This is a genomic window from Coleofasciculus sp. F4-SAH-05 (genome assembly GCF_040222985.1).
GTDB classification, from domain to species: Bacteria; Cyanobacteriota; Cyanobacteriia; order Cyanobacteriales; family Coleofasciculaceae; genus Coleofasciculus; species Coleofasciculus chthonoplastes.
Genome location: NZ_JAVKBY010000145.1, coordinates 1 through 12,645 on the forward strand (window position 1 = coordinate 1; position 12,645 = coordinate 12,645).

The window sequence follows — 12,645 nt, forward strand, 5'->3', positions numbered from 1 at the left end:
GAGTTATTTGGTTGATCATTACAAGCTCTTAGGTTTAGTCAAAACTGAGCGCAAGCGGCATCGAGACAATGCCGCTCGCTCAAAAGAAATCTGGGCTTCTTCTGGTTAAGTTGACACCAATGGGCAGTGCCGTGCCCCTACTCAATTGAACCGCCGCAGCACCAAAAATCGTCGCCATCGATTGTTCCGGACGAGATAACAACGTCTTAGCCACCTGAAGCATGGCAATCCCCATATTGCCAAAAGACTTTTGATACTGAATCATCGCCTGAATCTGTTGAATCAACGCCAAACCCGCAAATTGCACCACCCGCCGCAAGAAATCAGGGCGATGGTTTAATATTTCCGGAAACCTGTCAAAATAAGCTTGAGTCAGAGCCGCAATAGAAGGCTGAAGCTGTTCCAGAGGTGTCGCCGCTAACCGCAGAGACTCTTCGAGACTGAGTGAATTACTGATCACCAAACTACCCAGCCAAATTTGCACATAGCTAGCAATCAATGTTCCCAAATCAAACGCTGGATCTCCCCACGTCGAGCGCTCCCAGTCAATGAAACGCACAATGCTATCATCGGTTTGCTCCCAATCCCTGTGCAGCAGGATATTATTCAACTTCAGGTCATTGTGCGTCAGGCAACAGGGAGAAAAAGCACTGCCCAATTCCGCGATCGCACACCCCAAACTATCATACCGCTGATAAAGGGCAAAAAACTTCAACCCATCAGCAGGTACTTGACCAAAAACTTCGGGTCCAATTCGTTCCAACCCCCGAATCAATTTAGGGACTTGCTCAGTTGTAAGAGTATCCGACTGTTGAGCAAAGAAATGCTGATAGTCTTGACAGTTAAATGTATCGCGATGGAGAGTTCCCAGAAACCTACCCATTGCCACCGTAATTTCTGTAGGAAAACTATTTTCCTTCGTATAGAACTCCATTAAATCCCGGTAATCATCCAGATAACGGCAGACAAGAATGGAATGATCCCGATCAAAATGCAGCACGTCTGGCAGAAATGGGCGTAGGTGTTCAACGTCAGGAAATTGTTGCAAAAACAGTTGCATCTGCCACTCCCCCCAAAACTCACCAGCCGCTTTTCCGTCCTGATTGTGCCGTTCCTGCTTAACCAAAAGCTTATGAGTGTCAGTAAATTTTACCAATAAGTTAAAGTTTTTGGCAGCAACTGGCTCAACCTGACTGAGAGCTAGCTCTGAGGGATGGCAGAAACCATGCTCCACTAAATAATCGAAAATATTATCAGAATTCAACAGGAATGTCATAACCGATGAAGCTCTAAATTAAACAAGGGAACGACCAATCCCTTACCAAAGGTAAGAAATAGACTTAGAGAAAACATCCTCGCCACCGAGTGGAACCGTATCAACGATGCTGATTCCCCTTAAGGGGGATAGATATCCAGCCGTAATAGACAAGTCATCTTCTGTCAGATCACTCAGAAAGCTTTCAGCACCTTGAAACAAGTCAGAACCAGCTAAAGGTAAATCGGAGACGGTAATCCTAGACATAGGTTGACTTCGCTTAACCCTCTGATTAATCCACCGTTACTATAGTTCACTCAAACTTTAGACTTCAAGCTTAAGTTAGAACTTGTTTAGAAAAAAATAAAGAAGTTTTATCTCATTTCCTTTAATGCCAACAGAAAACAAAATAGATTGAACTGGGTCAACCCCTCACTCCTATGGGATTGAACCCCATGTTAAAGAAAGCTGAATCCACACCGTCTAAAACTACTCAAAGCCAGAACCAGCCTATAACAGAGCCATATTAAATACCGAGACGTTTCCTGACTAATGAGGACAGTAAAAGCCGCTCAAGCTGAACTGGCTTTTTTCCAGAACCTGGATAATTATTGTGACAATTTTTTCCGAATAGCCGCTAGCAGAGGTCAAAATAACTAAACGAGAGCATGTCACCTTTGTGGGGCTATGAGAACGTAGGCTGTTCGGCATTTAAATCTTAATGTCAATAATGGCGAAATCATTGTAGGTAGTGCGAGCATCTTGCTCGCTACCCATTCATCTTGCTCGCTACCCATTCATCTTGCTCGCTACCCATTCATCTTGCTCGCTACCCATTCATCTTGCTCGCTACCCATTCATCTTGCTCGCTACCCATTCATCTTGCTCGCTACCCATTCCCAATTTAAATGCATGACAGCTTAGACGGAGCCTTCTCGTTCACCTTTGGTGTTTCCGAAGGGTAGAGTAACCCAACCCAATCGGGTTAGCCTGTTGGGTAACGCTTACGCTCTACCCAACCTACAAACTATCCCTTATTGGGGTGCTTGAGGCACTAAAGTGCCTACTACCAACGGGGGAACTACCCTCAACTCTGCTACCTGTGCTGGTGGCGAGAAGTTCCCTACAATGGGGGATAAATCGTTAGGGGAAGTTACCCAACTTAGGGGAATCCCCCAACGTTTTACTGGGTGGGACTTGTCGATGGCTAGACCGAACTATGGACCTCAAGCGAAAAAACGGGCAAAACGCCTGTTAGAAGCGTTGCTGGCTTACGCCAATGACGAGTGGGAGAATACAGAACATCTACAGATAAAGGTCAACTGGCAAAGTGAGAACCAGTTGGTTGTCAGGACAAAAGTGCGATTTCTCCAAGAATTGACATCCTTAGATCCCTATGAAGGCAAATTAAATAGCGAACAAATTAAGGAAGCGCTGAGACGGCTGGCAGATTTTGTCGAGATTCTAGAAGATAATCGTCCGGGAAAGAAAGGATTACATGATTGGCACTTTACCCTGAAACTCTGGCACGAGCGGTACGATAAAGATGCGATTATGCAACGGTTTAATCTAGAGTGGGAACGTCGCCGCCCGGAAAAGTCAAAACAAGTCGCCCCTAGTGCATCACCACCGCCTTCTGTAACTACAGGCGTACAATCACGGAAGACGAAGCATGATGTAGAGACGTGCCATGGCACGTCTCATGGCACGTCTAGGCAAATTTATCGGTCATCTCCACCGTTAGGAAATGGGTTAGAACTACCGAATGATCCAGTGAAACTCAATTCTCAGTTTTATATAGAACGCCCTCCCATTGAGGAGCGTTGTTATCAGACAATTCGTCAACCTGGGGCGCTGATTCGGATTAAAGCACCTCGGCAAATGGGTAAAACGTCGCTGCTGGATCGAATTCTGGACTATGCAGAACAGCAAGGTTATGCCACGGTGCGGTTAAATTTGCTACAAGCTGAGGCAGACGTTTTTAGCAGTCTGAATCGATTTTTACGCTGGTTGTGTGTTTGTATCAGTTCTAAACTCAAACTGGATGCTCAACTGGATGAGTATTGGGATCAGGATCGGGGCAGTATTGTTAATTGTACAACCTACATCCAAGAGCATTTATTAGAACAACTGGATTCTCCTTTAGTCTTGGCATTAGATGAAGCGGATCGAGTGTTTCAGTCCCCAGATATTGCACAAGGATTCTTTCCCATTTTACGCAGTTGGCATGAGGAAGCCAAGACGGTTGATATTTGGGAAGAATTGCGATTGGTGGTGGCGCATTCAACGGAAGATTATGGACTATTGGATATTAATCAATCGCCGTTTAATGTGGGATTACCGATAGAATTGCCAGAGTTTACCTCGCAACAAGTCGCCGATTTAGCTCAACGCTATCAACTGGATTGGGATGAAACGCAAGTTCTACAGTTAATGGCGATGGTAGGGGGACATCCGTATTTAGTGCGATTGGGACTTTATCACTTAGCCCGTCAGGATGTGACACTCAGCAAATTATTGCAAGATGCGCCAACCGAAGCAGGAATCTATGAAGCACATTTGCGCCGACATTGGGGAATGCTCAGAGAAAATGCGGAATTAGCCGCCGCCCTAAAACAGGTTGTCAGTGCCACCGAACCCGTACAAATCGAAACCATGCAGGCGTATCAATTATACAGTATGGGACTGATTCAGCGAAAGCGCGATCGCGTCATTCCTCGTTGTCAGTTATATCGGCACTATTTTCAGCGAATTATGAATTATGAATTCTAGCGACCCAAATAGTAGAGACGCGCCATGGCGCGTCTCTACTGGGATTACACTAATCTAAAATGACTCTATGTCAGATAGCAATTATTACAAAATAGGAGGAAGTTTAGAGTATCAGCACCCGACTTATGTGGTGCGAAACGCTGATGCTCGATTGTATCAGGGATTAATGAATGGGGAATTCTGTTACGTTCTCAACTCCCGGCAAATGGGTAAATCCAGCTTGCGGGTGCAGATGACAAAGAAGCTAAAAGCCCAAGGGATTAAATGTGCCGCGATTGATATGACTCGCATTGGCAGTCATGTGACGCCAGAAGAATGGTATGGCGGATTGGTGTCTGAGTTATTACGTGGGTTTCGACTTTCTAGGAAAATTAACTTTAGCAACTGGTGGCGCGATCGCTCTCTGTTATCTCCAGTACAACGGTTGAGTGAATTTATTGATGATGTCCTCCTAATTGAGTTATCTGAAACCATCGTTATTTTTATTGATGAAATCGATAGTATCCTGAAAATTAAGTTCAAAGATGACTTTTTTGCCTTTATCCGGGCTTGCTATAATCAACGGGTGGATAATCCCGACTATCAACGTCTCACCTTTTGTTTGTTGGGAGTGGCTACGCCATCGGATTTGATTGCCGACAAACAGCGCACCCCATTTAATATTGGTCAAGCCATTGAGTTAACCGGGTTTACTTTTGCCGAAGCTAAGTCAGCGTTAATCAAAGGATTGCAGAATTACGTAGAGAATGCTGAAGCCGTTTTAGCTGAGGTATTGGATTGGACAGGAGGACAACCGTTTCTGACTCAAAAATTATGTTCTCTCATTGTTCAAGAATGGGATACAATGGGTCAGGAATTCTATCCCGACAAGTCATCGGCAGCTAACGAGATTGAGCCGTTAGTGCAGCAGTGTATTATAGAAAACTGGGAAGCCTGGGATGAACCGGAGCATTTGAGAACAATCCGCGATCGCATTCTGGCAAATGAACAGCGTGCAGGTAGATTACTGGGACTCTATCAGCATATTTTACAGCAGGGACAAATCCCCACAGACGAGAGTCCGGAACAAGTCGAATTACGACTGACAGGGTTGGTGGTGAAACGGCAAGGAAATTTAAAGGTTTATAATCCCATTTATGCCGGGATTTTTAACCATCGTTGGGTGGAGAAAGAATTAGCCAATCTGCGACCCTATAGTCAGGGAATTACTGCCTGGGAGGAATCGAACTGTCAAGATCAATCACGGCTGTTGCAGGGACAGGCATTGCAAGAAGCCTTGGCGTGGGCAACTAATAAAAGTTTAAGCAATCGCGATTATCACTTTTTAGCGGCTAGCCAAGAATTGGATAAACGAATGGCTTTGGAGTTAGAGAGAAAGCAAAAGGAGGCAGTCGAACAGGCAAATCAGATATTGGTTGAGGCGACACATAAAGCCCAACGCACGATTCGCATGGGCTTGGGCATCCTGTTCGTCTCGTTATTTGGCGCAGGAGTTGCAGGAATCGTCGTCAACTTAGTCATTAGAGAACTAAAACAGACGATGGAAAGTACTCGACTCGAACGGGTCAGTTTTCAAGCTTTGCAACGGTTTGAAAGTAGGGGTGACGAAATCGAAGGGTTACTTTTTGCCATGGAAGCAGGGCAAGCTTTGCAAAAGCAGGCGCAAGATAGTCGTCTCCTCCCAGAGGAACTTACCACCAGTCCCGTTGTCGCCCTACAACAAATTCTTGACAACATTCGAGAACGGAATCAAATCAAAGGGCATCAGCAAAGAATATGGCATGTCAGTTTTAGCCCGAATGAGCCGTATATCGCCACGGCTGGTGAGGATGGCACAGTTCGATTCTGGCACTTATCGGGGAACCCGCTAACGGGATTTAAAGGGCATCAAGACTGGATAACGAATGTCAGCTTTAGCCCCACTGGAGAATACATCGCCACGGCTAGTCATGATGGTACTGCCCGATTATGGGATTTATCTGGCAACCTGCTTGCGGAATTTAAGGGGCATCAGGGTTGGGTAAGGAGTGTGAGTTTTAGCCCGAATGGAGAATACATTGCCACGGCTGGTGAAGATGGTACTGCCCGGTTGTGGGATTTATCGGGCAACCCGCTAGCAGAATTTAAGGGGCATCGGAGTGCCGTAACGAGTGTGAGTTTTAGTCCCGACGGAAAGTACCTTGCCACTGCATCCCATGATGGTACGGCACGGATATGGCGGGTTGAAGAATTAAATGAAATGCTCTTGCGAGGCTGCAATTGGCTCAACTATTACTTTGTTACCCATCCTCAAGCCTTAGAAAAACTAGAGGTTTGCCAATAGCCGTTCAACTTTGTTCGCCCCGTTCGATAAAACGAGCCACTTTCTCATTTATTGCCTAGGGAATTTAACTATAATTTATGTCATGTCAGAGACGAACTATTACAAGGTAGGAGGAAGTTTAGAATACAGGATGCCTACACAAACAAATCCCTTGGGAAACCATGCTTCAACAAAGTTATTATGGATTTATCGAGGATTTACCAAAGAATACTCGAAGTTTGCTCCCCCAGCTTGCCATAGTGCCATGGCACGTCTGAAACATGCTTCCCCTGCATCCTACCCCACAACAAGACTTATTCAGTAAACCTAAACCATGTATGAATATAAAGTCGGTGGGAGTCTCCCAGCTGATGCTCCCACCTATGTCTGGCGACAAGCCGATCGCGCTCTCTATACAGCCTTAAAAGCGGGACTCTTTTGTTATGTCCTGAATTCCCGACAGATGGGCAAATCCAGCTTGCGAGTCCAAACCATGACGCGACTCCAGTCGGAAGGAATTGCCTGTGCTGCGATTGATTTAACCGAAATTATTAGTCCCGATATTACGCCGAGTGAATTTTATGGCAGTATTACCTATACTCTAGCTGATAGTTTTCATCTCCTGGAGAAAATTGGCGACTTTGATAGCTGGTGGAGCAACTATGAAACCCTATCCAGTACCCAGGGATTAGTGCGATTTATTAAAGATGTCCTTCTCAAACATCAATCGCTTTTGGGAAAAAAATTAATTATCTTTGTCGATGAAGTAGACAGTGTTCTACGTTTACCTTTTTCCGTGAATGACTTTTTTGGTTTAATTCGCGCTTGTCACAATAATCGCGCGGATCAACCGGAATATAACCGCCTCACCTTTGCGATTTTAGGCGTGGCGTCGCCAACGGATTTAATTCGTTCCCAAGCCTATACTCTTCCGTTCAACTGTGGAGAAGCGATTGAATTAACGGGTTTTCGCTTAGAGGAAGCTGAACCCATTACCACCGGGTTAACCGTTAAATCCGTCAATTCCCAGGAACTGATGAAAGCGTTACTCAGTTGGACACAGGGACAACCGTTCCTGACGCAGAAACTCTGCAAGCTGATTGTCGAAGCTGAGGATGCACCGCCGCTCGGACAAGAATCTCACTGGGTTGAGCAACTGGTGCGATCGCGCATTTTGGAAAACTGGGAAAGCCACGATGAACCCGAACATTTACGCACCATTCGCGATCGCTTACTCCGAAATGAACAACGCAGTCGTTCCCTGTTAAAACTTTACCAAAAAATCCTATATTCGTCTCATTCCTCTGCCATTCATGGGATATCAGACTTTGGCAATTCCCCAAATCGATACGGAGAAATTATTGATGATGATAGTCCTGAACAAATGGAACTACGATTATCGGGATTAGTAGTCAAACAAGGGAGTATTTTAAACGTTCACAATCGCATTTATCGGTCAGTTTTTAACCCCAGTTGGGTAAAAAAACATCTAGCCGCTTTAGAACCTGAACCTCAGTATTCCCAATTTCAGAAAACTCTAGCTGAAATGGAGCGAAAACTGTTAGTCTCTCAACTAGCTTGTGTTGCTGATGGTAGAGATTCGGCGCAGGCGCTGTATGAGGTGTTGCGAGAGGTAACCTTACGCATTGGTGATTTACTCAGCGCTGATCGAGCGACCATCTTTTTACTCAATGAAGAGAAAACGGAACTTTGGTCAGTCGTGGCTGAGAATGAAGGGAGTGAATTTCTGGATATTCAGGTACGATTAGGGGAAGGAATTGCGGGTCAAGTGGCAAAAACTCGAAAATCCATTAATATTCGCTCGAATGTTTACCAAGATGCGCGGTCTGAATTGGTTAAAGCCTATGACGAAAAATACAATTATTATACCTATAATGTCTTGGCGTTGCCAATTACCAATGAAAATCAGCAAGTTATTGCTGTCATTCAATTACTCAACAAATTAAAGCGACCCAAAAACTCCGATAATCAGGGACATTGGTTAATCAATCGCCACGGTTTTAGTCAACGTGATCAAAAGCAATTAGCAGAATTTGTTCCAGCAATTTGCCGAATCCTGGAAAGCTGTCAATCCTGTTATCGTGCCACAAAGAAACTGCGAGCAACCGCTGCTTTAGCCGAAGCCACTCGTTCTCTAGATAAAAGTAGTTTAGACATTCAAGAAATCCTGCCACGGGTCATGGATGCAGCGAAGAAACTGATGAATGCTGACCGCAGTACCTTATGGCTTTTGGATCGCGATCGCCGTGATTTGTGGACTAAAATTCCCCAAGCTGATGGTTCCTTAACCCAAATGCGAGTCCCTGTCGGTGTAGGATTTGTAGGTAAGGTGGCGAAAACGGGTCAACCTCTGAATATTCCTTTTGATCTGTATGATCATCCCGATGCGACGAATTCGCGCAAATTTGACCGCACCACGGGTTATCGCACCTGTAGCTTGCTCTGTATGCCTGTTTTTAACGCCGATGGTGAATTAATTGGCGTGACGCAATTGGTTAATAAACGCAAGTCGAGACCTTTTCCCGCTTATAAACCAGAAGATTGGCCCCAACCACCTGAACAATTTAAAGCCAGTTTTGATGAGCATGACTGCCAGTCTATGCAAGTGTTTAATGAGCGAGTGGGTGTGATTTTGCAATATGCCAAGACTCATGAAACTTTAAAGCAGTTTACCCAAATTCAACCCAAAGAAGGGGTTCACAATACCCTGGTGATTCTAAATCAAGCCGTGGGCAATCGTAGTGATGAAGTGATGCATAACATGCTAAATTTTATTGCCAAATCAGTGACCAAGACGCTGGATACTGAACAGACGACAATTTTTGTCTTGAATAGCGAAAACCAAACGTTTTGGTCATTAATTGTTGATAATGAAACGGGTAAATTAAGAGAAGTTCAGCTTACTGCTGATGGAAGCGCGTTAGCCTCTGGCTCTAAACCAATGCGACATCAAATTAGTCAGAATAATCCCAGCCTCTCGACGTTAATTCAAACAGCTACTCCTCAATTTAAGGATTATCTGATTCACAGTCATTTAGTCTATCCTATCGTCAATTCGCAGCAGACTGTGGTAGCACTGATTGAATTAATTAATAAACTCAAACCTACTAGCGATCGCAACGCACCCTTATCAGAACGCATTGACCCGAAAGGGTTTCGCAAAGCCGACGAAAAGCACCTGGCTCAATCTGTCCCTTCAATTCTGCCGATTCTGGAAGGCGTACAATCCTTTTATCGAGAAATGCGGATCATTCAGGGACGCCAAGCGATCGATGCATTATGGTTAGCAATTAGTTCAATTAGTCAAGGGAATTGGACCTCTCAGGAAATTCTGCAAAAAGTCATGGATGCAGCGCAAACGTTGACCAATGCTGATCGCAGTATCCTGTGGCTAGTTGATCGCCAACGAGGTGATTTATGGACTGAACTTCCCGGTGTTGGCGAAATTCGCTGTGAAATTGGTATGGGTTTTGCGGGTCAAGTGGCAACATCAGGTAAACTGATGATGATTCCCTATGATTTATATGATCATGATGGCGCATTACACGCCAAACAAATGGATTTAGAAACCGGATATCGTACCTATAGTTTACTCTGTATGCCTGTTTTAAGTCGCGATGGGGAGTTATTGGGGGTGACACAGTTACTCAACAAGCGCAAACGGGGGACTGTTTCGGAGAATAATCCCGCTGATTCTCTTGATGTTCCTGATTATTTCAAGACAAGTTTTAATGAACGCGATCGCCGATATATGGAGATATTCAATAATCAAGTCGCCGTGATTGTTCAAAGCAATCAACAGCAGGATGTATTAAAAAGTGAAATTTTGGGTAGGCTGTCTAAAGCGTCAGTCGAGTAACAAAAGTTAGGGATTAATTAAATCCATTGTCTGGTTTCCCTTTAGACACGGTAGGGGCTGGCTTTGGCACAATTGTATGTAGGGGCGGGTTTAGGGACTAAATTCCGCTATTTACCGATAACGGAACAACAAAACCCGCCCTCCCCACCATTAACGGAACAACAAAACCCGCCCTCCTCACCGATAATGGAACAACAAAACCCGCCCTAGCTCACCGATAACCGAATGAGGACAAGATCCCCGACTTCTTGAAGAAGTCGGGGATCTGAGCAAGGGATCTGAGCATCTAGCATTTCCCAACTTAAATAGGATGGCTAAATCACACCTAATTTATCGCCGTTCCTTAGGGCGATCACCTTCAAAGGGTTGAACACCTGTATCTGGATATTCATCATCGTTAGCGCCAAAAATTCGCTTGACGCCTCCCCAAAGGTAATCAAACATCTCCTGTACTCGTTCTAAAACTGTCATAGCTTTCCTCCACAGGTTATCGTCAAAACCGATTTAAAATACGTTATTGATAAATTAGGGCAAATACCCATCCCCAATTTAGGATAAAAAAGACGTTGTGTCTAGTTCGCTTAACCGAATCCTAGTTTTCACGCTTGTTGACTTGAATCAGTATCTGCGTACTTATACTCAAAGCAAGTGATAACTTGAAAGTCAGTGATTCAGTTTAACCGGGGATGAGCTACTCTTGTGACAACTGTACTTGAGGATACATGGCACTAACCATCATCCTCTAAAAGTGGTACTCTGGCGACTCTTCAATTAAAATTCAGGTTTCGAGCAATACAACGTTGTCCTTATTCCATCTCAAGTTCAGGTTCGCGTTGAGCAAAGTAGTTACTCAAGAAGGTATTAACCAGAGATAGGACAATCGGACCCAAAATAAACGCGGGTAAGCCCTGAACGGCAAATCCAGGTACAGCTACAGCAGCTAACCAAAAACACAATCCATTGACCACCAAAGAAAATAATCCGAGTGTCACGATATTCAATGGGAGAGATAACACAGACAGAATTGGCTTGATAAATGAGTTCACCACGCCAATGGATGCAGCCCCTAATAAAGCCGCTATAAACGTGGCTAGGTCAACACCTGGAACAATTAGATCAACAACCAATAAGCTCAAGGCTGTAGCTAACAAGGTAAAAAAGAATGCCTTCATAAATTTTTCCTCACTTGTAATGTTCAAATATCTGAAAAAACGATACTACTCTTACTATCCATCTCTATGGGTCTGATCGTCATCTCTACAGAGATAGATTTTACAGCCTGTCAGATTAGCTTTCTATATAAATTGAGGTAGGTTGGGTCGAGGAACGAGACCCAACACAAGCTGCCTTTAGCCTGAGGGGTTTCACGTCGTTTAACCCAACCTACCAAAGTAACACCAAGGAGTTGATTCACCTTACCTACGCCACAATTACGACAAAATCATTCTCCAGATGGAGGTTAATAGCCTAGTTTAGCCGTTAAGCTCTATAGAGTAACCGACAAACTGAATTTATTAATCCTTATGAAATTACTCCGAATAGTTTTGGGAATCCTGCTCCCACCTGTGGGCGTTTTTCTGACCACAGGAATTAGTTCAGCCTTTTTAATTAACATTTTGTTAACTTTACTGGGTTTGCTTCCGGGTTCCATTCACGCGGTTTGGGTTATTGTCAAACATGAAGAAAAATACGCTTAATACCGCCCCTTTGTAGAGACGTGCCGTGGCACGTCTCTTTTTTAGTTTGGCTGCATCGGCATAAAGACCGTTAAACCTCCAGGAATACAGTCCACATTAATTGGAGTTTCACCAATAACTTCTCCATCCAAGGCAATTTTCTGGGCAGGTTTTGTGGTCACTTTAACGGTTATTCCGGAGTTACTATGCTAAACTATCAGTTTAAACAATCAAAAACCAAGCCCCATAATAATTGTAGCGCTTAAGCTATTCAGAATTGATAAAAACATCCAGATAACTCCCAAACCTTTTGTTATATAAAGGTTTTGAATATTTCAACTAACAATTTAGCATAATAAGTACTGAAGAACCAGTTTTCCCGTCTAAAATCGTTTGACACGCTGCTTTAATCGTGTCATGAATTCCCAAAGCTGAGGCAATAGCGTTAGCCGTTCCCCGGGGAATAATACCCAAAGGAATACCTGTTTCCACCAGTGCGCCAGCCGCCGCCGAGAGCGTCCCGTCTCCTCCAGACGCAATGATAGTCTGAACACCTCGCTCAACGGCAGTTTTCGTCAGTTGAGCCGCATCCTTTTCTGGCGTGGTGCATTGAACATCGAGTTCAATTTCTGGCTCCAAAATATTAACGATTTTCTTTAAATCTTTGTCGGGGTCATTTTGACCCGCAACAGGATTAAAAATTAGGCACGCTGAACGAGTCATGACTATTAATATACTGCCTCAATAGTTTTGATTGGGC

At 44.3% G+C, this 12,645-nt stretch carries 9 protein-coding genes and 2 pseudogenes; 6 read left to right on the forward strand and 5 right to left on the reverse strand.

All coding sequences use genetic code 11. From position 1 onward, the window contains the following. Positions 1-79 precede the first annotated feature (79 nt). Both RIG27_RS17420 and RIG27_RS17425 read right to left on the reverse strand, forming a co-directional pair. Positions 80-1,276: a phosphotransferase family protein gene (locus RIG27_RS17420; RefSeq protein ID WP_446347191.1), complete on the reverse strand. Its 1,197-nt coding sequence runs from the start codon at positions 1,274-1,276 to the stop codon at positions 80-82. Between the two features lie 42 nt (positions 1,277-1,318). Beyond that, positions 1,319-1,522 (reverse strand): hypothetical protein, encoded by a 204-nt coding sequence (locus RIG27_RS17425; RefSeq protein ID WP_446347192.1) that lies wholly within the window; start codon positions 1,520-1,522, stop codon positions 1,319-1,321. 792 nt (positions 1,523-2,314) lie between these two features. Between RIG27_RS17425 and RIG27_RS17430 the strand changes: the two genes are divergently transcribed. The 5 genes and pseudogenes from RIG27_RS17430 to RIG27_RS17450 all read left to right on the forward strand — a co-directional run bounded on the left by RIG27_RS17430 (position 2,315) and on the right by RIG27_RS17450 (position 10,419). Further along, positions 2,315-4,027, forward strand: a complete 1,713-nt coding sequence (locus RIG27_RS17430; RefSeq protein ID WP_446347194.1) for an AAA-like domain-containing protein — start codon at positions 2,315-2,317, stop codon at positions 4,025-4,027. A 67-nt stretch (positions 4,028-4,094) separates the two neighbouring features. Then, positions 4,095-6,245 (forward strand): annotated as a pseudogene (locus tag RIG27_RS17435) (AAA-like domain-containing protein); the annotation flags it as partial. 235 nt (positions 6,246-6,480) lie between these two features. Beyond that, on the forward strand, positions 6,481-6,654 hold the full coding sequence (locus RIG27_RS17440; RefSeq protein WP_006100703.1) for a hypothetical protein: 174 nt from the start codon (positions 6,481-6,483) through the stop codon (positions 6,652-6,654). A 9-nt stretch (positions 6,655-6,663) separates the two neighbouring features. Continuing rightward, on the forward strand, positions 6,664-10,209 hold the full coding sequence (locus tag RIG27_RS17445; RefSeq protein ID WP_446347196.1) for a GAF domain-containing protein: 3,546 nt from the start codon (positions 6,664-6,666) through the stop codon (positions 10,207-10,209). A gap of 63 nt (positions 10,210-10,272) precedes the next feature. Continuing rightward, positions 10,273-10,419 carry a hypothetical protein gene (locus RIG27_RS17450; RefSeq protein ID WP_446347198.1) on the forward strand — a complete coding sequence of 49 codons (147 nt, stop codon included), beginning with the start codon at positions 10,273-10,275 and terminating at the stop codon, positions 10,417-10,419. Positions 10,420-10,539: 120 nt separating this feature from the next. Here RIG27_RS17450 and RIG27_RS17455 read toward each other — a convergent pair whose 3' ends face one another. Both RIG27_RS17455 and RIG27_RS17460 read right to left on the reverse strand, forming a co-directional pair. Then, positions 10,540-10,680 carry a hypothetical protein gene (locus RIG27_RS17455; protein ID WP_446347200.1) on the reverse strand — a complete coding sequence of 47 codons (141 nt, stop codon included), beginning with the start codon at positions 10,678-10,680 and terminating at the stop codon, positions 10,540-10,542. 335 nt (positions 10,681-11,015) lie between these two features. Next, positions 11,016-11,381 carry a phage holin family protein gene (locus tag RIG27_RS17460; RefSeq protein ID WP_446343134.1) on the reverse strand — a complete coding sequence of 122 codons (366 nt, stop codon included), beginning with the start codon at positions 11,379-11,381 and terminating at the stop codon, positions 11,016-11,018. A 351-nt stretch (positions 11,382-11,732) separates the two neighbouring features. Between RIG27_RS17460 and RIG27_RS17465 the strand changes: the two genes are divergently transcribed. Continuing rightward, positions 11,733-11,906, forward strand: coding sequence for a YqaE/Pmp3 family membrane protein (locus RIG27_RS17465; RefSeq protein ID WP_446343136.1), 174 nt, complete (start codon positions 11,733-11,735; stop codon positions 11,904-11,906). 351 nt (positions 11,907-12,257) lie between these two features. Here RIG27_RS17465 and RIG27_RS17470 read toward each other — a convergent pair. Then, positions 12,258-12,608: pseudogene (locus tag RIG27_RS17470) on the reverse strand (diacylglycerol kinase family protein); the annotation flags it as partial. Positions 12,609-12,645 lie beyond the last annotated feature (37 nt).

What these genes read in the sequence shown, in the direction of transcription:
- RIG27_RS17420 (WP_446347191.1), bottom strand. Translation starts at nt 1,276, where the DNA reads ATGACATTCCTGTTGAATTCTGATAATATTTTCGATTATTTAGTGGAG.
- RIG27_RS17445 (WP_446347196.1), top strand. Translation starts at nt 6,664, where the DNA reads ATGTATGAATATAAAGTCGGTGGGAGTCTCCCAGCTGATGCTCCCACC.
- RIG27_RS17465 (WP_446343136.1), top strand. Translation starts at nt 11,733, where the DNA reads ATGAAATTACTCCGAATAGTTTTGGGAATCCTGCTCCCACCTGTGGGC.
- RIG27_RS17455 (WP_446347200.1), bottom strand. Translation starts at nt 10,680, where the DNA reads ATGACAGTTTTAGAACGAGTACAGGAGATGTTTGATTACCTTTGGGGA.
- RIG27_RS17440 (WP_006100703.1), top strand. Translation starts at nt 6,481, where the DNA reads ATGCCTACACAAACAAATCCCTTGGGAAACCATGCTTCAACAAAGTTA.
- RIG27_RS17460 (WP_446343134.1), bottom strand. Translation starts at nt 11,381, where the DNA reads ATGAAGGCATTCTTTTTTACCTTGTTAGCTACAGCCTTGAGCTTATTG.
- RIG27_RS17425 (WP_446347192.1), bottom strand. Translation starts at nt 1,522, where the DNA reads ATGTCTAGGATTACCGTCTCCGATTTACCTTTAGCTGGTTCTGACTTG.